The organism is Rhizobium sp. CB2179 (genome assembly GCF_057653455.1).
In genome coordinates this window covers 169,838-189,825 of sequence record NZ_JBYGKR010000006.1, presented here as the reverse complement: position 1 = coordinate 189,825, position 19,988 = coordinate 169,838, and the positions used below count along the sequence as shown (strand labels likewise).

Here is a 19,988-nt window from a genome sequence, read left to right as displayed (position 1 = left end):
AAGAGGTTGAGAAAACAATTGGTATCGTTGTAGCAATCGGTATCAAAGAGAAATCGATATGATCGCTGCAAAACCCAATTCCCTCGTTGCCCGCCTCTCTGCCCCGCCCATTCCTTCCGTCGTCGCCTGGAGCCACGAATACAAGGGGGGAAAAGGGCCACTCATCGATTTGTCGCAAGCTGTGCCCGGCTATCCCGCGCATCCGGAGATGCTTCGGCTTCTCGCCGAGGCGGCCGGACAACAGGCGATGACGGGCTACGGGCCGATCGAAGGCGAACCTTTCTTGCGCAAGGCCTACGCGGCTCACGTTGCCGAATTTTACGGCGCCGACCTTTCCGCCGGCAATATCCACATTACCGCCGGCTGCAATCAGGCGTTCATGTGTTCGGCAATCGCGCTTGCCGGCGCCGGCGATACCGTCGCGCTGACCAATCCCTTCTATTTCAATCACGATACGACGCTGTCGATGCTGGGGATCGGTCGCCGGCTGGTCGATTGCGACCCAGCCTTCGGCTTTCTTCCCGATCTAGGTTCGGCCGAGGCGGCCCTTGCGGCCGGCGCGAAGATGCTTGCCGTCGTCACACCAAACAATCCCACCGGGGCCGTGTATCCGCCAAGCCTGCTGCATGAGCTTTTTGTGCTTTGCCGGAAATATGGCGCCTGGCTGACCCTCGATGAAACCTATCGCGATTTCCTCGGCGGGGATTACGGACGGCCGCACTCACTCCTCTCAGAGCCGGGCTGGGAAGACACGCTCGTACTTCTCTACAGCTTCTCGAAATCCTTCTGCATTCCCGGTCACAGGCTGGGTGCAATCACGGCAGGGCCTAAACTCATCGCCGAGATCGCCAAAGTGATGGACAATATGCAGATCTGCGCGCCGCGCTCGCCTCAGATCGCCGTTGCATCGGCGATCCCGGCGCTTGCCGATTGGCGTGCCGGCAATCGGCTGGAGATTGCTCGCCGGGCGGACGCTTTGAGGTTGGTCTTTTCCGGGCTGCCGGATTGGGAGATCGCCGCGATCGGTGCCTATTTCGCTTTTGTCCGCCATCCCCACGCCGATAAATCGTCTTCCGAGGTTGCCGAACAACTCGCCAAGGAATCCGGCATCGTTTGTCTACCCGGCGCTTATTTCGGCGAGGGCCAGGAGCGATACCTCAGACTTGCCTTTGCCAATGCGGATGTTGCCTCGATTGGGCTATTGTCCGAGCGCCTTCGCTAGACCGTTTTGATCAACCTCCGCCGGAAGTTCATGATAGCCGCCGCGCCAGTAGAGCAGCGGCCCTATGCCCTGCCGGATTTCCATTGCGCAAACATGTCCGACCAAAACGGCATGGGAATTGTAGTGGAATGCGGTTTCGAGCTTGCAGTCCAGGACCGTCAGGGCATTTTCAAGGACCGCCGCGCCGGTCTTGAGACGATACCATCCTGCATTGCCGTAGCGTTCGGCGCCCTTTCGCCCGTCAAGACCGGCAAAGGATTGCGCCACCTGTTGCTGGTCGGCGGCGAGCACGTTGACGCAGAAGCAGCCGTACCGCTGCAGCGCCGGCCATGAGGAAGACGCTCGGTTGACGCTGACGATGACGGAAGGCAACTCCGCCGAAAGCGAGGAGACCGACGTTGCCGTGAAGCCGGTGCGGTGTTGCCCGTCGCCGACCGTAATCACGCTGACCGCACCCGCCAGATGACGCATCGAAAGCTTGAAGTCCGCTTCGCTGATCAAAGCCTCGACACTCATAGGGCTGGCTCTTGTGTTTTGGCAAAGCGGTTTACCGGCATTGAAAGACCCAGGTTTTCGCGCAAGGTTTTGCCCTCGTATTCCTCGCGGAACAGCCCGCGGCGGCGAAGCTCTGGCAGGACAAGCCGCACGAAGTCGTCGAGGCTCGACGGCAAGGTCGGAAACATCAGGATGAAGCCGTCGGCGGCGCGCGTCTCGAACCATTCCTCCATGTAGTCGGCGATCTGGGCCGGCGTGCCTGTGATACCGTTTCCGGTATGCTTCTCGGCATAGTGCCGGATGAGTTCACCGACGGTATGGCCGCTTTTGACGAAATCGACCAGCTCGTCGAACAGGGCGCGTGATCCCTTGGGCGCCGCCGGCAGCCGATCCATCGGGAAAGGCTTGTCGAGAGCGACGTCACGCAGGTCCGCCTCGAGGAATTCGGAGAGCATCAACCGGCCAACATCCGGATGCATCTTGTCGATCAGATAATCCACCTTGGCCTTTGCCTCGGCTTCGGTTTCACCGACGTTGATGACGATGCCCGGCATGATCTTCAGGTCATCGGGATCGCGCCCAAAGGCCGGCATCCGGCGCTTGACGTTTTCGTAAAAAGCCCGGTTGCGGTCGATATTCGATGCGAGGCTGAAGACGATCTCGGCCGTGCGTGCCGCCATGTCCATTCCGGGTTCGGAACCGCCCGCCTGGGCAATGACAGGACGGCCCTGGGGCGTTCGCGCAATGTTGAGGGGTCCGCGAACCTGGAAGTGCTTGCCTTTGTGATTGAGCGTGTGATGTTTGTCCTTGTCGTAGTAGACACCGTTTTCACGGTCGAGAAGCAGTGCGCCGTCCTCGAAGCTGTCCCAAAGGCCGAACACGATATCGACGAATTCGTTGCCGCGTTCGTAACGCAATGCATGCGGATCGAGCCCCTCGCGACTGAAGTTGTAGCCGGTTTCGTCGTGGTCGGAGGTGACGACATTCCAGCAGACACGGCCCTTACTCAGATGGTCGATCGAGGCGAACAAGCGCGCGACATTGTATGGTTCGTAATAACTCGTCGACACCGTCGCCACGAGGCCGAGATCGTTGGTGGTGACTGCCAGAGCTGAAAGCAGCGACAGCGGTTCGAAACGGTTCATCTTTGTGGGAATGCGGGCAAGCGCTTTCGGATCGCCGACGGCAGCGGCAGGAGAATCCGCCATGAACATGAAATCGAATTTGGCCGCCTCGGATCGTTTGGCGACATCGAGCAGATGGGCGAAGTCGTTGGCGCCATTGACGTCGCTTGCCGGATGCAGCCAGGAGGCCGGGTGAAAGCCGAATGTGTAGACGAAAGTCCCGAGTTTCATCTTGTCGGTTCGCGCCATCGAGCTCTCCTGCTATGTCGGCCACGCCGCCAACGGTGGAGGGCGACTGCGCAAATTATCGCCAGGCGCAAATTTTCATCAATATCGCTCAGCTAGGTTCCGTTTTAGTTTTTCTAAAGTATCGGCTTAGGCGCTGACGCCAGGGCCTGCTGACGGGAAATAGCAATGAGCCACTCGCGGAATTCGTGCCCGTGGGGCTTCTGCAAGGCCGCACGGTCCCAGGCGAGAAAATAGCTTTCGCGCAGTGCAATGCGCAGGTCGACGGGAATGACCAGCGTTTGCGCTTCAAGCTCGTCTGATATCATCGACATTTGTGCGAGCACGACGCCGCGCTTGTTGACAGCAGCATCAATCGCGCTGCTCGAAAGAGTGAAAGAAAGGCCCGGCGTCGACGCATCGAGGGGGACACCGGCCTTGGCGGCAAACTCCGCCCAGCTGGGATAAGGGGTGAAGTGCCGTTCCCACTCGACATGGAGGAGGGGCTTTTCGAAAAGATCGCGAGCCGCATGCGCGCGATCCTGCATCAGCGCCGGCGAGCAGGCAGGCACCACCCAATCGCGGAACAGTTCGGTATAGTGTTCGTGCTGGAGGACGTCCGACCCGTAGCTGACGCGGAAATCGACATCGTCGAAACTGATCCGGGGCTCTTTGTCGCGTCCGATAATCCTCACTGGAACTTCGGGATGAAGCGCCTGCCAGTCGAAGATGCGCCTGCCGATCCATTTGTTGACGACGGAGGAAAGCGCACTGAGCACCAACGCTGTCTCGTTGCGCGCCTTCTCCAGCAGTTGCTGGGCGAGCGCAAATTGCTCGAACCCCTTCGATATCTCCTGATGGTAGAGCCGGCCCCAAGCAGTCAGCTCGACGGTTCGCCCGCTGCGTTCCAGAAGCGAAATTCCAAGAAAGCTTTCGATCTTGCGGATCTGCTGGCTGATGGCCCCCGGCGAAACCCTGAGCTCCAGCGCCGCGGCCGTCACGCCGCCGCAGCGCCCCACCGCCTCGAACGCCTGCAAACTTTTCAGTGGGATCGCCTTGAGGCGCTCATCGGTCACTCGCAGACCCTCTCGTGATTGGCGTCGAGCTCAATTTGCTGCCGGATGAAACGTCCCCGCAAACTGGAACCGGTCGCCTGGGTGGGTAAACTCGACATAGGTCACCGTACGGCCGTTCTGCCAGGTCTGGCGGATGAGGCTGAGGCAGGCCTCGCCACGCTCCGTCTGCAGGATCCGCGCCGTCGTGGTGTCGGCCGAGACGGCGCGAATGACGTGCCTGGCCTTGGACCAGGGAACCTCGTCAAGCAGCCATTTGCCGGGCGGAATTGAAGCAAAACTCTCCTCTCTCGCCCGTGGGACAGCATCGAGCATGATGATCCGCCGCTCGATGGCGTTCGGTCTGCCATCGACGATATGCAGACACTGAAGCCTGAGGACTTCTGCATCGGCAGGCTCCGACAGCTGCTGCGCCTCCGACTCTCCAAGGCGCTCGATCTTGCGGGCGAGGATTTCGAAGCGGTGTTCGTGCCCGGCCAGTTCCGCTTCGGTGCTGATATCCTGGATATCCATCACCGTGCGGTCGATCTGGGGCGATGCGACAAACGAACCGGTCTTGCGCCGTCTGACGATCATGCCGCGCTCTGCGAGCGCCGACAGCGCCTTGCTGACGGTCATCCGCGAGCACCGATATTCCGCCGCGAGTTCGTGTTCGACGGGAATACGGTCACCGGGTCGCCAGTCGCCGCTGATGATCTTCGTCTCTATATCGGTGAAAATGCGCTGATAAATCGATGCCAAGCCCGTACCTCATCCGGCGTCAGCGACCATAAATACGGAACGGTCATGCCAGGGAGATCGACGCCATCCGGCACAAATTTTGCGTTCCTCGTCTTTTACATTGACACTCTAGGCCAGCCTATATCTATTTGTATAGTCAAAAGCGGAGCATAGAAATCCGCGCAGAGGAAATCGAAGTCGGGAACAAAAACTCCTCCGCCGGGGGAATAAAAACTGGAGAGATGATCATGAAGGCACATTCACTGCTGAAGGGTCTGGTCGGCGCCGCGTTCCTGCTCGGAGCAGCCGTTTCCGCCCATGCCGCCGACACGCTGGCAGCCGTCAAGGCAGCCGGCACCCTCAAGGTCGGCACCGAAACGGCTTTCGCACCGTTCGACTATATCGATGCCGGCGAACACACGGGCTTGAACGTCGACCTCTTTGCCGAGATCGGCAAGGAACTCGGCGTCAAGATCGAGTGGGTCGCCCTTCCCTGGGACGGCGTCTTCCCCGCGCTCGAGGCCGGCAAGTTCGATGTCGTCGCAGGTCCTGCAACGATCACCAAGAAGCGCATGGAGCGCTATCGCTTCACGCCGCCGATCGCCGAAGCAACGATTGCCATTCTGAAGAAGGCTGGCGACACGACGATCAGCAAGCCGGAAGATATTGCCGGCAAGACGATCGGTGTCGGCAAGGCAACTGCGCAGCTCGACCAGCTGAAGGAATTCTCCGCCACGCTGCCGACCAAGGTCGACGTGCGCGAATATCCCGCCTTTACCGAATCCTACGCCGATCTCGCCGCCGGCCGCATTGCCGGCGTTGCCAATTCGTTGCCGAATATCGCCTTCGTCGCCAGCCAGCGAAAGGGCACGTTCGAAGTCGTCCTGCCGCCATTCGGCAAGAAGTCCTATTTCGGCTTCATCGGTCTCAAGGATGCCGACCATGCGCCCCTGATGGATGCGATCGATGCCGCGATGCTCAAGATCAAGGCAGACGGGCGTATGGCAGAGCTGCAGAAGAAGTGGTTTGGTGCATCTTTCGATACGCCTGATGCTGTCAAGGACCCGGCATTCTGATTAGCCGCCGGTGAAACGAACGCGCCCCGCCAGTGGTCGGGGCGCAATCTGCCGTGGCATCAGAGTTCACGGCCGCAGCGCCCAGGCAAACATCGCCCATGTCCATCAAGCTTTTCGAACTGCTTCTGCAAGCCTCGATCTACACGGTGACGATCAGCGTGGTTTCTATCCTGATCGGCTTTGCGATCGCGATCGTTGTTTCCGCCATGTTGCTTTCGCAGCAACGGCTTTTGGTGCTGCCGGCGAAGATTTTCATCAGTTTTTTTCGCGGAGTGCCGCTGCTGGTGCAGCTGTTGCTGATCTATAACCTGCTGCCGGCGATCGACATCAACGTGCCGAGCATCGTTGCGGCCATCGTTGGTCTGTCGCTGTGTACGGCAGCCTACCAGGCTGAAAATCTGCGCGGCGGTTTTGCCAGCGTTCCCATGGGCCTGGTCGAATCTGCCGAAATGGTTGGCATGAGTCCCGTTCAGATCTTCCGTCGTATCAAGGCCCCGATCGCCCTGCGCCTGACCTTTCCAGCACTCGTCAACGAAGCGATCCTTATCCTGAAAGCGTCTTCGCTGGTCTCGGTCGTCGGCGTCATCGAGCTGACGCGCATGGCCCAGGATCTTGCCGGCAGCACCTTCCTGCCGCTTGAGATTTTCGCTTCCGCCGGTCTAATCTATTTCATCATCAATTGGATCGTCGCCCTTGCGGGCGGCCTGATCGAACGCTCCCTGCCGGGAGTGCCGCGATGACCTTCGACATCAATGTGATTTTCAACAATTTTCCGGAAATCCTCAGCGGCGCATGGCTCACCATCGTCATCTGGATCGTCACCACGCCGGCCGCTGCCGCGCTCGGCTTCCTTGTTGCCGTTGCCAGGCGTTTTGGCGGCGTTGTCCCGGACAAGGCATTCGGCGTTGTCATCGCAGTGCTGCGCGGCACGCCCTTCTTGATTCAGATATTCCTCGTCTACTACGGCGGCCCCTTCGTCGGATTGTCACTCGATCCGATCCCGGCCGGCGTCATCGGCCTTTCCATCTACGGCGCGGCTTATTTCAGCGAGATTTTCCGTTCGGGCTTTGCCGCCGTCCCGAAGGGACATATCGAGGCCGGCCTGTGCGTTGGCCTGACACAAGGGCAGATCGTCCGACGCATATTGCTGCCGGAGATGACCATGCTGGTGTTGCCGCCTTCGGTCAACATGACGATCATCCTGATGAAGGAGACGGCCGTGCTGTCCATCATCACCGTGCCGGAGTTGACGGCGACGTTGAGTGCGATCGGTTCGCAGCAATATGCTTTCGTCGAGGCGCTCTTCGTGCTTGCCCTTTTTTATTGGGCGCTGGTGGAAATCACCGGCTGGCTCGGTCACCTCGCCGAAACGAAACTCTCAAGATTCAGGTTTTTCAACATATGAGCATTCCTGCGATCGCAGTCAAAAATCTCGTCAAGACCTTTGGCGGTTCCACCGTGCTGCAGGGCATCGACCTCGACATCGTTCAGGGACAGGTTTCCTGCGTCATCGGCCCATCCGGATCCGGCAAGAGTACGCTGCTGCGCTGCATGGCGTTTCTCGAGGAATCGACGAAGGGTACGATTGCCGTCAACGGCGAGGTGCTTGGCTTTGCGGAAAACGCCAAGGGCGTCCGGGAGCGGGTGCCGGCGGCGGCGAACCGGCGGATCCGATCCCAGATCGGCATGGTTTTTCAGCAGTTCAATCTCTGGCCGCATATGACCGCGCTCGGCAATGTCAGCGAGGCGCTGAAGTCCGTTCACAAGATGAGCCGCAAGGATGCTGAGGAGCGGGCAATGGCCCAGCTCGTCAAGGTCGGCCTCGAGGGCAGGGCAGGGCACTATCCGTCGCAGCTCTCGGGAGGGCAACAGCAGCGCGTCGCCATCGCCCGGGCGCTAGCCCTCAACCCGAAGATCATGCTGTTTGACGAGCCGACCTCGTCACTTGATCCCGAGCTGACCGGCGAGGTGCTCAACGTCATGCGCGATCTCGCCGCCGAGGGCATGACGATGGTCGTCGTCTCCCACGAGATCGGATTTGCCGCGACGGTCGGCCAGCAGATCATCTTTCTCGATCACGGCAAGGTGCTGTTCACCGGCCCGCCGCAGGACGTCTTCAAACGGCCGAGAAATCCCCGCCTCGAGCAATTTCTGGATACCTATATCGATCGCGGCGCCTCGATGCTGCTGTGACGTTCATGTCCTTTCGGATCGTCGGGCAGACCTTCAAGGCCGGCGTCGGGTTCAGGCAGTGTCGTCTTCGAATATTTTGACGGGCCGGTCCCACTGGATGAGCACGACACAGCCGGTCTCGCTCCAGACCGAATGTTCGCTGCCCAGTGCATTGACGATATAACTGCCGCTGATGTAATCGCCCGTCTCGTCGGATTGAACGCCATCGAGCACCAGGATGGTCTCGAGCCCCTCGTGGCGATGGCGGGGAACCGAAGCGCCGGGCTCATATTTCAGCAGCGCCACGCCCGGCTGATCGCCCTCGAAGGGGCGGATCCAGTGAATGGTGACAGCATCGCGGAAAGGGCCGAATTCCAACTCCTTCCAGCCGCCTGAGGTCAGGCGTTCGCGGGTCGTTTCAGGCATGGGCGATGCTTTCCAGAATGTCGTCGATATGGGCGGTCCAGCCGACGATCGCGCCCTGGGCGCGGATCATGGCGATGGCGGCGGCTTTGAATTCGGGGAAATAGCTTTCCGTGGCCTCCTCGGCGAGCAGGCATTCATAGCCGCGGTCGTTTGCTTCGCGCATCGTCGTCTGCACGCAGACTTCGGTGGTGACACCGGCAAAGACGAGCTGACGTATGCCCTTCTGCTGCAACACGGTGCCGAGGTCGGTCGCGTAGAAGGCGCCCTTGCCGGGTTTTTCGATGACGACTTCGCCCTTCACCGGAGCGAGCTCCGGAAGAATTGCCGTGCCGGGTTCGCCCGAGATCAGGATGCGGCCCATCGGGCCTTCGTCGCCGATCCTGAGCGCAGGATTGCCGCGGTCGCGTTTGGCCGGTGGCAGGTCGGAGAGATCAGGCCGGTGGCACTCCATCGTATGGATCACAGGCAGGCCGGCATTGCGGAAGCCCTGGATGAGGCGTTTGACATCGGGCACGATCCTGGTGATGCGGCTGACATCGTTGCCGAGGCTGGCGCCGAATCCGCCCGGCTCGGCGAAATCGCGCTGCATGTCGATGACGATGAGGGCGAGCTCATCGTGTTTCACCGGAAAGGCGAAGGGTTCTGCCTTGATCCCCATCATCAATGATGCCCCGCCATGTGGGCGCCGATCACGCCGATATCGGCCGAACGCGCCGGTGTCTCGTAAACCAGCTTGCCTTCCGAAATGACCATGATGCGGTCGGACATCTCGAGCAGTTCGTCGAGGTCTTCCGAAAGCAGCAGCACGGCGGCTCCCAAATTGCGGGCCTTCATGATCCGGGCGCGGATTTCGGCAACGGCCGAGAAATCGAGGCCGAAACAGGGGTTGGAGACGATCAGCAGATCGACATCGCCGGTCAGTTCGCGGGCGAGCACCGCCCGCTGCACGTTGCCGCCCGAGAGCGCTGCGATCGGCGAGGAGGAAGAGGCCGTCTTGACCTTGAAGTCGGAGATCAGCGCCGAGGCACGCTTCTTCATGCTGCCCTTGTTTAGCCAGATCGCGTCCGTGCCGTCCAGCTTCAAGTCGAAGGTGCGGAACGCAAGGTTCTCGCTCACGGTCATCTTGGGCGCGCAGGCATTCTGCAACGGCTCTTCGGGGATGAAACGCACCCTGTTCTTGCGGGTCTCGTCACGGGTGGCGCCGTAAGTCTCGCCATTGACCATGACCTGGCCGCTATCGGTCGGGCGCTGGCCGGCCAGAATTTCCGTCAGCTCCTTCTGGCCGTTACCCGATATGCCCGCGATGCCGACGATCTCGCCGGAGCGGACCGTAAGCGCGTCGATCTCGATCGTCTTCAGGCCGGAGCGATCCGGAGCCTTCACCTGGCTTACAGTGAGCACGGATTTGGCCGCTTCCGCCACCGGCAGACGGCTGTCGAGCTCAGCGAGCTTGACGTCGCCGATCATCATCGCCGCCATCTCGGCGGTGGAGAGCTCGCCGACCTTGCCGGTGCCGACCAGCTTGCCGCGCCGCAGGATCGAGACGGCATCAGCGAACTTGGTCACCTCGTGGAACTTGTGGGAAATCATCAGCACGGTGAGCTCGCCGCGCTCGGTCATTCCGCGCACGATGCCGAGCATCTCATCGGCTTCGGCGGGCGTCAGCACCGAGGTCGGCTCGTCGAGGACGAGGAAGGAACGGCCGAGATAGAGCTGCTTGACGATTTCGAGCTTCTGTTTTTCGCCGGCGGCAAGCTCGCTCACCGGCCTGTCGAGCGGGATCTTGAACGGCATGCGCTCCATGAAAGCCGCCAGATCCTTGCGTTCCCTGGGCCAGTTGATCACCGCGGGCACTTCGGTGCGACTGATGACCAGGTTTTCCGCACCGGTCAGAGAGGGAACCAGTGTGAAATGCTGGTAGACCATGCCGAGCCCATAGGTCGCGGCATCCTTGGGTGAGGCGACCGCCACCTCGCGGCCGTCGACCGACAACGAGCCTGACGTGGCGTGATAGAAGCCCATGATGCATTTGACGAGCGTCGACTTGCCGGCGCCGTTTTCGCCGAGAAGCGCGTGAAAAGAGCCGGCCGGAACGGCGATCGAGACGTCGTCGAGCGCGGTGAACGAGCCGAAGCGCATGGTCATGCCGAGCGTGTCGATGCCGACCGCCTTGCCGGCCTGGGGGAGGGGCGTGTCGCGGACGGTGCTCATGGCAGCTGGCTCACAAAGGTTTGGGAATTGGAGACGGAGCCGAAGACGCCGCCCTGCATCTTCACCATCTTGATGGCGGCGAGGTGGTTTCCGTAGTCGGTCGCACCACAGCAGTCCTCCAGCAGCAGACATTCGTAGCCGCGGTCGTTCGCCTCGCGCATCGTCGTCGAGACGCAGACATCTGTGGTGATCCCCGTGAGGATAATGTTCTCGATGCGCTTCTGGTTGAGAATGAGTTCGAGGTCGGTGGCGCAGAACGAACCCTTGCCGGGCTTGTCGATGATCGTCTCGCCTTCGATCGGGTAGAGTTCGGGGATGATGTCCCAGCCGGGTTCGCCACGCGTCAGGATGCGGCCGCAGGGGCCGGGATCGCCGATGCCGGCGCCGATCCGCTGCGAGCGCCAGCGTTTGTTGGCCGGCAGATCGGCAAGGTCGGGGCGATGGCCCTCGCGGGTATGGATGATGTGATAGCCCTTGGCCCGCATGGCGGCCAGCACACGTTTGATGGGTTCGATCGGCGCCTGCACCAGCGACAGGTCGTAGCCCATATGGTCGACATAGCCACCCTTGCCGCAGAAATCGGTCTGCATGTCGATGATGATGAGGGCCGTATTGTCTGGCCGCAGAGCGCCGTTATAGGGCCACGGATACGGATCGGCGTCGATAAAATGCCCTTTGGTGTCGACCATCGCGTCCATCATTCTCTCTCCTATTCCGCGGCAGGTTTGAGGGGTTCGCCGTAGCGGCGCATCGGCTTGTCAAATCCGCAGGACGTGCCGTCCTTGACCTCTATGTCGTCTTCCCATGGCAGGCGGTATTTGCCGGCGATGAGGTCGTGCATGTAGGTGTAGGGCGCATCCTGAGCGCCGCCGGCGACGGCGACATAGCCGCGATGGCCGAACTGGTAGATGTTGTTCTCGACGCCCCAGCCGAGCCGGGCCTCGCGCACCAGATCAGGCCGCACCTCGGCGGTGATGATCTCGTTGACGCGGCCGGAAGTGCCGTGGGCGATGATCGTGCCGTCGAAATTGCAGATCATGCCTTCACCCATGGAATCGAACGTGCCGTCCGAGCCGCACATGCAGACATTTGCGGTGACAATCAGATTGCAGAAGGCGTTGGCCTGATTGGTGAAGCGCCAGGCATCGCGGATCGGCGCCGTGTAGCCGGCCGTGCGGATCATGATTTCGGCGCCCTTATAGGCGCATTCGCGCGCCATCTCCGGGAACATGCCGTCATGGCAGATGATCAACGCGAGCTTGGCGCCCCGTGGCCCCTCGATAACAGGGATGCCAAGATCGCCGGGCTCCCACGGCTCGACGGGGATCCAGGGATGCATCTTGCGGTAATAGAGCTTCAACTCGCCCTGATCGTCGATGACTATGCCGGAATTGTAGGGCATGCCGCCGGGGTTCAGCTCCATGATCGAGAAGCAGCCCCAGATCCGGTTGTCCCTGCAGGCCTTGCTGAAGGCGGCGATCTCCGGCCCGTCGAGCGTGCACATGATCTCCGGATTGATGTCCATGGAAAGGCCATGCAGCGCGTATTCGGGAAAGACGACAAGGTCCATGCCCGGCTGGTTGCGCCGCGCTTTGGCCACCAGATCGACGATCACCTGCGTCTGTTTTGCCAAATCCGCTTTGGTGACGGTCACCGGCAGCTGGAGCTGAACGAGTCCGATGCCGACACCGTGTTCGGATTTGTTGAGACCACCAAGTCCGTTCATCGGAAAGCTCCGTTATTTCGTGAGCGACAGCGCGCCCGGCGCACCGGCGAGCGAGCGGGTGGGCGAGGACGTGGCAATCAGGATGACGAGGGTGAGCACGTAAGGCGCTGCATAAAAAAGATAGTAGCCTTGCGTGACGCCGACCGATTGCAGCGCCGGGCCGAGCGCGCCGGCACCGCCGAAGAGCAGGGCGGCGAGGAAGCAGCCGATGGGGTTCCAGCGGGCGAAGATGACGAGGGCCACGGCCATCAGGCCCTGGCCCGACGAGATGCCTTCGTTCCATGAGCCCGGATAGTAGAGCGAGAGATAGGCGCCGCCGATTGACGCCAGCGAACCGCCGACCGCCGTCGCCAGCAGGCGAACCCGGTCCGGGTCGATGCCCATGGCTCGGGCCGCGTCGGTGCTGTCGCCGACGACGCGCAGGATCAGGCCGATCCTCGTATTCTTGAAGGCCCAGAATAGGAAGAGGGCAAGTGCTGCGCCGATTAGGAAGAGCACATTGATATTGAGCGCCGCCTGGATCTGCGGCGTGCTCGACCAGCCGCCAAGCGGGATCGAGGGCAGTTTCGGCGCCACCGGCTGGATGAAGGATTTGCCGAGGAAGAACGCCATGCCGAGACCGAACTGCATCATGGCGATGCCGATGGCGATATCGTTGACCTTGGGGAACTTGCAGATCCAGCCGTGGATGAGGCCGAAGATCGCGCCTGCCACCATGGCAGCCAGCACGCCGAGGGTCGGCGAGCCGGTCATGACGGCCACAGCATAGGCCGTCATGGCGCCGAAGACGAGCGTGCCTTCGAGGCCGAGATTGATGCGGCCGGAGCGTTCGGTGATCGCCTCGCCGAGGCTGACGAAGATGAAGGGGGTGGAAACGCGGATGGCGCCGGCGAAGATCGCCAGCGGCACGCCCCAGATGCCGATGCCTGTCTCTTCCATCAGAGGCTCCTTTTCCAGAGGTCGGGATTGAAGATTTTGAAGCGGCCGTAGAGGGTCTCGCAGAAGAGAATGACGATGAAGAGCGTCCCTTGCAGCACCAGAACCGTCGCATCCGGCAGGCCCATGCGCCGCTGAATAAGGCCACCCGAGGCGTCGATGCCGCCGAGCAGGATCGCCACCGGAATGATCGCCAGCGGATTGTGCCTGGCAAGGAAGGCGACGAGGATACCGGTGTAACCGTAACCTGCGGCAAGCGAGGCATTGGCACTTCCCTGCACCGCCGCCACTTCGATCATGCCCGCCAGGCCGGCAAAACTGCCGGCAAGCGTGGTAAATCCGGCGATCAGCTTGCCGACCGGCAGTCCCTGGATCTGGGCGGCGCGCACGTTGCCGCCAGCGATGCGGGCGGCAAAACCGTAGCTCGTGGCCTCGATCACGATCCAGGAGACCACACAGGCGAGGATGCCGATGATCAGGCCCCAATGCACGTCCATGCCGGGAATATTGCCGAGCATGTACTCCGCCGGCAGCGGCCTGGTCGACGGCTTGTTGAGACTTGCAGGATCGCGCAGCAGCCCTTCGACGAACTGGTTCATCAGGGCAATGGCGATATAGGAGAGCAGCAGCGACGAGATGGTTTCGTTGACGCCGCGATAGTGGCGCAGAAAACCGGCAAGGCCGATCCAGATGCCGCCGACCGCCATGGCGGCGATCGCCATCAAAATGAGAGTGAGGAAGACAGGCGCGGTGCCGGCGAGCGGCAGACCCATGGCTGCGGCGGCAACGCCGCCCAGCACGACCGCTCCTTCCCCGCCGATGATGACGAGGCCGAGACGGGCGGGCAGGGCGACGCAGAGTGCCGTCAGGAGAAGGGGTGCGGCACGACTTAGGCTGTTCTGCACCGAAAACCAGCTGCCGAAGCCGCCGGTGTACATCAGTTGGAAGAGGGTGGCCGGCGATTTGCCGACCGCCAGGATGAAGAGGGAGAAGAGCGCAAGACCGATCAGGATGGCCGCGAGGCCGATGACAACAGGCTCGGCCCGCCGCGCGATCCATTCGAGGACGGGGCGCAGGGAAGCCGGTTTTTCCGCGATGGCTACGGCGGGATCATTGGCCTCTATGGTCATGGCGCTTCTCCCTTCGCGGTTTACGCCGTGGACCCGACGACGCCCTCGACCAGATAATTCATGCTTTCGAGCTCGATCGCGTCTTCGGCGTAGCTCTTGTCGGCAGCCACGACGGTGTCGCCCTTGTTGTCCTTCAACGGTCCCTTGAAGACCGAGAAGCCGCCCTTCATCATCTCAGCCTGCGTGGCTTCGAAGGCCTTGCGGCCCTCTGCCGACACGGCGGGACCGAGCGCGCTCATCTTCACGAAGCCGTCCTTGAGGCCGCCGCGCACGAAATTGCCGAGCTTTTCGCCGGCCTGCGCCTTCTTGACGAAGTCGCTGTAGACGTTGCCCCAGGCCCACTCGGCGCCGGTCAGGTATTTTTCGGGAGCAAGCGGGCTCTGGTTGGCGTGATAGCCGCAGACGAGGGCGCCGCGGCCGGCAGCCGTCTCGACGACCACTTTGGGGCTGTCGACGTGGCAGGTGATGACATCGACGCCCTGGTCAACCAGCGCATTGGTGGCTTCGGCCTCCTTGACGGCGAGCGACCATTCGCCGGTGAAGATCACCTGGCAGGTGATACCGGGATCGACCGCGCGCGCGCCAAGCAGGAAGGCGTTGATATTCTGCAAAACCTGCGGGATCGGCTTGGCGGCGACGAAGCCGATCTTCTTGCTCTTCGTCGCATGGCCGGCGGCGATGCCGTTCAGATACTGGCCCTGGAAGATATAGCCGAAATAGGAGCCGGTGTTTGCCGGGTTCTTGCCCTCCTGCCAGAGGCCGCCGCAGTGGCGGAACTGGATGTCGGGATGTTTAGCGGCCACGGCCAGCATGTGCGGGTCGAAGTAGCCGAAGGAGGTCGGAAAAAGCAGGGTCGCGCCGTCGAGGTTGATCATGGATTCCATGGTCTTCTGGACGTCGACGGTTTCCGGCACATTCTCTTCTTCGACCAGCGTCACACCAGGCATCGCCTTGATGACGGCTGCACCTTCCGCATGCGCCTGGTTATAGCCGTAGTCGTCCTTAGGACCGACATAGACGAAGCCGACTGTCAGCGCGGTTTGGGCTGCGGCGGAGGAGGCGATCAGGCCGGGCATGGCGCCGGCAAGCGCACCGGCAGCGGAAGCCTGGAGGAAATTGCGGCGGTTCATGGAAAGGAGTTTGGTCATCGGAAATGCTCCTTGCGGCGCTGGGCCGGTTGTGAACGAGTACAGAAAAGTGCATGCAATGCATGTGCCAGAAATTAATCTATTGTTTTTTATCGTTTATCCGCCAAGACAAGATCTGCGTATTGCAAAGTGCATGCAGATTGATCGAATATTTGCGTAAAAAGTAATCAATAGATATTTCTTGTTCATTGTTACTGCGCGATTGGCATAAAGTCGGGTTGCCTGAGGTGCTCGCGCATCAGAAAGCGAAAATTTAACAATATCTTCGCCACTAGATTTGACTTATCGAGTCTCGAACCGCATCTGTATGCAGAATGTTGACGTGAGCAGATTCGTATCGTGAAGCAGACCAGGCGCAGAGAAGTGATCCGTACCGGAACCACCGTCGAACAGATGGTGCGAGCGATTGCCGACATGATCGTCACGGGTGAAATCCTGCCGGGCGCGAAGCTGGACGAGGTGTCGCTCGCGGTTCGTTTCGACGTTTCGCGCACGCCGGTACGCGAGGCTCTGCGTGAGCTGGGCGCCATGGGATTGATTGCGCGCGAGCCGAACCGCAGTGCCGTCGTGACCAATGTCACCGAGGTGTATCTGCATTCGATGTTCGAAGCGATGGCCGAGCTCGAAGCGATCTGCGCCAGGCTCTCGGCTGAGCGTATGACGGTCGACGAGCGGCGCGCGCTGGAGCTGGAGCATCGGGGATCGGTGAAGCTCGTGCATGCTGGCGCGGAAGAAGAATATTCGGCTCACAATACCGACTTTCACACCCGGCTTTATCGTGGCGCGCATAATGATCATGTCTTCGAGATGGTGACGCAGACGCGGGCGCGGCTCGCGCCCTTTCGGCGGGCGCAGTTCCGTCTGCCCGGGCGCCTGGCAAAATCCTATGAAGAGCACGGCCGGATCGTCACCGCGATCATGCGCGCGGACGCCGCCGCCGCGGGGCAGGCGGCATATTCCCATGTGGAAATTGTCAGCGATGCCAGCGCGGTCTTTGCAACGCCCGGGGAGTAAAGAGGGCGCGACGCCCGAAATCAGGCGCCGCTACGAAGGCGAGAAAACCACGACCGGTAAACGCCGCGGTTATGTCCCGGTCTCTACTCCGCCGCTTCGATGAAGCGGTGGCGTTCATAGAGGAACTTCAGCACGGCTTCACGGCATTTGAGATAAGTCCGGTCGGAGGCGAGTTCGATGCGATTGCGGGGACGGGGCATGGTCACATCGAGCACTTCGCCGATGCGGGCCGCCGGACCGTTGGTCATCATGACGATGCGATCGGACAGCAGCACCGCTTCATCGACGTCATGGGTGATCATCACCATCGTGTTGCCGAGGCGGGCGTGGATTTCCATCACCGCATCCTGAAGATGGGCGCGGGTCAGCGCATCGAGCGCGCCGAAGGGCTCGTCGAGCAGCAGGATCTTCGGCTCCATTGAAAGCGCGCGGGCAATGCCGACGCGTTGTTTCATGCCGCCTGAAATTTCCGAAGGCCGCTTATCCCTCGCATGCGCCATCTGCACGAGGTCGAGGTTGGCCATGACCCAGTCATGCCGTTCGGCCTTGGTCTTCGTTCGGTTGAAGAGTTTGGAGACGGCGAGATTGACGTTCTCGTAGACCGTCAGCCAGGGCAGCAGCGAGTGGTTCTGGAAGACGACGGCGCGCTCCGGGCCGGGTCCGTTGACCTCACGGTTTTCAAGGAGCACGGCGCCTGCCGATACCGGAGTCAGGCCGGCGATGAGGTTGAGCAGGGTGGATTTGCCGCAGCCCGAATGGCCGATGATCGAGACGAATTCGCCCGCGGAAATCGTCAGGTTGATGTCCTTCAGGACTTCGGCGCGTACGCCGCCCCGATCGAAATGTTTGTCGATATGGTCGAGCTTCAGATAGGCGTTCATAGGAGCGTTCCTCAGTTGGCCATGGCGCCGCGGGTGATGAGTTTGCCGAGTGCTGCCACCAGTTTGTCGAGGGCGAAGCCGACGATGCCGATATAGGCGAGCGCGACGATGATGTCCGGAAGGCGCGACGAGTTCCATGCGTCCCAGATGAAGAAGCCGATGCCGACGCCGCCCGTCAGCATTTCGGCCGCGACGATGGCGAGCCAGGAGAGGCCGACGCCGATCCTGAGGCCTGTGAAGATGTAAGGCGCTGCCGAAGGCAGCATGATCTTCCAGAAAAACTCGAACTGGTTGAGACGCAGCACCTCGGCGACGTTGCGGTAATCCTGCGGGATATTGCGGACGCCAACGGCGGTGTTGATGATCACCGGCCAGATCGAAGTGATGAAGATCACGAAGATCGCCGAAGGATTGGAATCCTGGAAGGCTGCGAGCGACAGCGGCAGCCAGGCGAGCGGTGGAACCGTACGCAGCACCTGGAAGATCGGATCGAGGCCACGCATTGCCCAGATCGACTGCCCGATGATCGCACCGATGATGACGCCCGTAACCGCGGCAAGCCCAAAGCCATAGAGAACGCGCTGCAGCGAAATGAGCACGCGCCAGCCGAGCCCGATATCCTGGGAGCCGTAGTTGAAAAACGGATAGGCGATCAGGTCATAACTATCCAGCCAGACCCGATGCGGCGAGGGTAAAGACGCATCAGCCGATGAACAGAGCACCTGCCAAACGAGCAGGATGAGTGCCAGCACGACGAGTGGCGGAACGACGTTGCGAAGTGCGGTCAGTGCCGCTCGACGAAAATCGATCCGCGATCCATGCTTGCCGGAAAATGGCAGAACCTTTGCCGCCAGCTTGGCAGAGGCGGCCGTGGAGGGATTTTCTTTATTTGCCAGGGCGGACATCAACGCGCTCCTCACGTGAATGAAAGGCCGGCGCGCCCGTTGCGCGCCGGAGCGGGTCAGGAGACAGCCTTGATCGAAAGGCTGTCGAGATAGGCTGAGGGATTTTCAGGGTCGAAGACCTTGCCGTCGAAGAAAGTCTCCTTGCCGCGAGAAGACGATGCGGGAATATCCGCCGCCGCGACACCGAGATCCTTGGCGGCCTCGCGCCAGATGTCTTCGCGGTTCACCTGGTTGACCAGCGCCTTGATGTCGGTGCTCGCCGGCAGATTTCCCCAACGGATGTTTTCCGTCATGAACCATGTGTCGTGGCTCTTGAACGGATAGGAGGCGCCGTCTTTCCAGAACTTCATATAGAGGTCGGTGGCCTTGACCTCGCGGCCATTGCCATAATTGATGTCGCCCTTGAGGCGGCCGAGCACGTCCTTGGTCGGAACGTTGAACCATTGGCGCTTGCCGAGAATGTCAGCCATCTCCGCCTTGTTGTCCATGCTTTCGCACCACTGCTGCGCCTCCATGACAGCCATCAGCAGGGCCTTGGCAGCATTGGGATTCTTTTCGATCCATTCGGCGCGCAGTCCGAGCGCCTTTTCAGGATGACCCTTCCAGAGCTCGCCGGTGGTGGCTGCGGTAAAGCCGATACCCTGGTTGACGAGCTGCTCATTCCACGGTTCGCCGACACAGAAGACGTCCATGTTGCCGACCTTCATGTTGGCAACCATCTGCGGCGGCGGCACGACGATGGTCGAAACGTCCTTGTTCGGATCAATGCCGCCGGCGGCGAGCCAGTAACGGATCCAGAGGTCATGGGTGCCGCCCGGGAAGGTCATGGCGGCCTTGATCTCCTTGCCCTCCGCCTTCTTCTTCTCGAATGCCGCCTTCAGCTTGGAGGAATCGAGCTGCACGCCGGTGTCGGCATATTCCTTGGCGACGGAAATGCCCTGGCTGTCGAGGTTGAGCCGGGCGAGGATTGCCATCGGCACCGGCTTATTGTTCTGCGTCACCTTGCCGGTATGCATGAGATAGGGGAGCGGCGACAGGATATGCGCACCGTCGATGCCGTTTGCGGCGCCACCCAGCACGAGGTTGTCGCGGGTCGCACCCCAGGAGGCCTGTTTGGCCACATCCGTTTCCGGAAGGCCATGCTTGTCGAAAAAGCCCTTTTCCTTGGCGATGATCAGCGGCGCGGAATCGGTGAGAGCGATAAAACCGAGCTTGACGCCCTTCACCTCAGGGCCTGCTCCGGCTGCGAAGGCGCCGGATGGAAAGGCCGTCTTGACAGCGCCGATGAGGGCAGCCGCTGCAGTCGTCTTGAGCATGCGGCGGCGGGTAATGCCGGTTGTCGAAATCCCAGTCTGCAAATTCTTAGTCATGCGCAGGTTCCCTCTGCTGGCTGAATTTGGACACAAAAAAACGCCGCCGGAAATTGCGTCCAGGGGATGGGAGAATCCCGGAGCAAAAACCTTGCGACGTCGGTGTCTATTGTAGGCGCTTATGCCGCGCCTAT

Annotated in this window: 21 protein-coding genes; 6 read left to right on the top strand and 15 right to left on the bottom strand. The window is 61.0% G+C overall.

The annotated features are described in order from the left end of the window. Positions 1-58 precede the first annotated feature (58 nt). Positions 59-1,222, top strand: coding sequence for an aminotransferase (locus AC244Q_RS36425; protein WP_128407690.1), 1,164 nt, complete (start codon positions 59-61; stop codon positions 1,220-1,222). Here AC244Q_RS36425 and AC244Q_RS36420 read toward each other — a convergent pair. From AC244Q_RS36420 to hutC, 4 genes are all read right to left on the bottom strand, one after another. After that, entirely contained in the window at positions 1,199-1,738 is a 540-nt protein-coding gene (locus tag AC244Q_RS36420) for a flavin reductase family protein (RefSeq protein WP_113544884.1), read from the bottom strand. The two genes, AC244Q_RS36425 and AC244Q_RS36420, sit on opposite strands and share 24 nt — an antisense overlap. Next, on the bottom strand, positions 1,735-3,090 hold the full coding sequence (locus AC244Q_RS36415) for an LLM class flavin-dependent oxidoreductase (protein WP_128407691.1): 1,356 nt from the start codon (positions 3,088-3,090) through the stop codon (positions 1,735-1,737). The genes AC244Q_RS36420 and AC244Q_RS36415 overlap by 4 nt, the downstream gene beginning before the upstream one ends. A 113-nt stretch (positions 3,091-3,203) precedes the next feature. After that, entirely contained in the window at positions 3,204-4,142 is a 939-nt protein-coding gene (locus tag AC244Q_RS36410; RefSeq protein WP_128407692.1) for a LysR family transcriptional regulator, read from the bottom strand. 30 nt (positions 4,143-4,172) lie between these two features. Beyond that, positions 4,173-4,880, bottom strand: coding sequence for a histidine utilization transcriptional repressor HutC (gene hutC / locus AC244Q_RS36405; RefSeq protein ID WP_128407693.1), 708 nt, complete (start codon positions 4,878-4,880; stop codon positions 4,173-4,175). A gap of 227 nt (positions 4,881-5,107) precedes the next feature. Here hutC and AC244Q_RS36400 point away from each other — a divergent pair, with 227 nt between their 5' ends. From AC244Q_RS36400 to AC244Q_RS36385, 4 genes are all read left to right on the top strand, one after another. Continuing rightward, positions 5,108-5,935, top strand: coding sequence for a transporter substrate-binding domain-containing protein (locus AC244Q_RS36400; protein ID WP_003555544.1), 828 nt, complete (start codon positions 5,108-5,110; stop codon positions 5,933-5,935). Positions 5,936-6,033: 98 nt separating this feature from the next. Further along, complete coding sequence (locus AC244Q_RS36395; protein ID WP_128407694.1) at positions 6,034-6,675, top strand: amino acid ABC transporter permease; 642 nt, start codon at positions 6,034-6,036, stop codon at positions 6,673-6,675. Further along, positions 6,672-7,340, top strand: coding sequence for an amino acid ABC transporter permease (locus AC244Q_RS36390; RefSeq protein ID WP_012760692.1), 669 nt, complete (start codon positions 6,672-6,674; stop codon positions 7,338-7,340). The genes AC244Q_RS36395 and AC244Q_RS36390 overlap by 4 nt, the downstream gene beginning before the upstream one ends. Beyond that, positions 7,337-8,128, top strand: a complete 792-nt coding sequence (locus tag AC244Q_RS36385) for an amino acid ABC transporter ATP-binding protein (protein ID WP_012760693.1) — start codon at positions 7,337-7,339, stop codon at positions 8,126-8,128. Before AC244Q_RS36390 ends, AC244Q_RS36385 begins: the two co-directional genes overlap by 4 nt. Before the next feature lie 51 nt (positions 8,129-8,179). Here AC244Q_RS36385 and AC244Q_RS36380 read toward each other — a convergent pair whose 3' ends face one another. The 8 genes from AC244Q_RS36380 to AC244Q_RS36345 are packed head-to-tail and all read right to left on the bottom strand — an operon-like array spanning position 8,180 to position 15,684. Next, positions 8,180-8,533 (bottom strand): cupin domain-containing protein, encoded by a 354-nt coding sequence (locus tag AC244Q_RS36380; RefSeq protein WP_128407695.1) that lies wholly within the window; start codon positions 8,531-8,533, stop codon positions 8,180-8,182. Beyond that, positions 8,526-9,194: a cysteine hydrolase family protein gene (locus tag AC244Q_RS36375; RefSeq protein ID WP_012760695.1), complete on the bottom strand. Its 669-nt coding sequence runs from the start codon at positions 9,192-9,194 to the stop codon at positions 8,526-8,528. Before AC244Q_RS36375 ends, AC244Q_RS36380 begins: the two co-directional genes overlap by 8 nt. Then, entirely contained in the window at positions 9,194-10,744 is a 1,551-nt protein-coding gene (locus AC244Q_RS36370; protein ID WP_128407696.1) for an ABC transporter ATP-binding protein, read from the bottom strand. Before AC244Q_RS36370 ends, AC244Q_RS36375 begins: the two co-directional genes overlap by 1 nt. Further along, entirely contained in the window at positions 10,741-11,442 is a 702-nt protein-coding gene (gene biuH, locus AC244Q_RS36365; RefSeq protein ID WP_128407749.1) for a biuret amidohydrolase, read from the bottom strand. Before biuH ends, AC244Q_RS36370 begins: the two co-directional genes overlap by 4 nt. 11 nt (positions 11,443-11,453) lie before the next feature. Then, on the bottom strand, positions 11,454-12,470 hold the full coding sequence (locus AC244Q_RS36360) for a formamidase (protein ID WP_128407697.1): 1,017 nt from the start codon (positions 12,468-12,470) through the stop codon (positions 11,454-11,456). A 12-nt stretch (positions 12,471-12,482) separates the two neighbouring features. Next, positions 12,483-13,409 (bottom strand): ABC transporter permease, encoded by a 927-nt coding sequence (locus AC244Q_RS36355; RefSeq protein ID WP_128407698.1) that lies wholly within the window; start codon positions 13,407-13,409, stop codon positions 12,483-12,485. Next, positions 13,409-14,536 carry an ABC transporter permease gene (locus AC244Q_RS36350; RefSeq protein WP_128407699.1) on the bottom strand — a complete coding sequence of 376 codons (1,128 nt, stop codon included), beginning with the start codon at positions 14,534-14,536 and terminating at the stop codon, positions 13,409-13,411. The genes AC244Q_RS36355 and AC244Q_RS36350 overlap by 1 nt, the downstream gene beginning before the upstream one ends. A gap of 20 nt (positions 14,537-14,556) precedes the next feature. After that, entirely contained in the window at positions 14,557-15,684 is a 1,128-nt protein-coding gene (locus AC244Q_RS36345; protein ID WP_128407700.1) for a BMP family ABC transporter substrate-binding protein, read from the bottom strand. 339 nt (positions 15,685-16,023) lie between these two features. Here AC244Q_RS36345 and AC244Q_RS36340 point away from each other — a divergent pair, with 339 nt between their 5' ends. Next, on the top strand, positions 16,024-16,698 hold the full coding sequence (locus AC244Q_RS36340) for a GntR family transcriptional regulator (protein ID WP_128407701.1): 675 nt from the start codon (positions 16,024-16,026) through the stop codon (positions 16,696-16,698). An 83-nt stretch (positions 16,699-16,781) separates the two neighbouring features. Here AC244Q_RS36340 and AC244Q_RS36335 read toward each other — a convergent pair whose 3' ends face one another. Genes AC244Q_RS36335 through AC244Q_RS36325 form a run of 3 tightly spaced genes read right to left on the bottom strand, consistent with a single transcriptional unit; the run spans position 16,782 to position 19,854 of the window. After that, positions 16,782-17,579 (bottom strand): ABC transporter ATP-binding protein, encoded by a 798-nt coding sequence (locus AC244Q_RS36335; RefSeq protein ID WP_012760704.1) that lies wholly within the window; start codon positions 17,577-17,579, stop codon positions 16,782-16,784. An 11-nt stretch (positions 17,580-17,590) separates the two neighbouring features. Further along, on the bottom strand, positions 17,591-18,484 hold the full coding sequence (ntrB, locus tag AC244Q_RS36330; RefSeq protein ID WP_128407702.1) for a nitrate ABC transporter permease: 894 nt from the start codon (positions 18,482-18,484) through the stop codon (positions 17,591-17,593). Between the two features lie 56 nt (positions 18,485-18,540). Continuing rightward, positions 18,541-19,854 carry a CmpA/NrtA family ABC transporter substrate-binding protein gene (locus tag AC244Q_RS36325; RefSeq protein WP_128407703.1) on the bottom strand — a complete coding sequence of 438 codons (1,314 nt, stop codon included), beginning with the start codon at positions 19,852-19,854 and terminating at the stop codon, positions 18,541-18,543. Between the last annotated feature and the right edge of the window lie 134 nt (positions 19,855-19,988).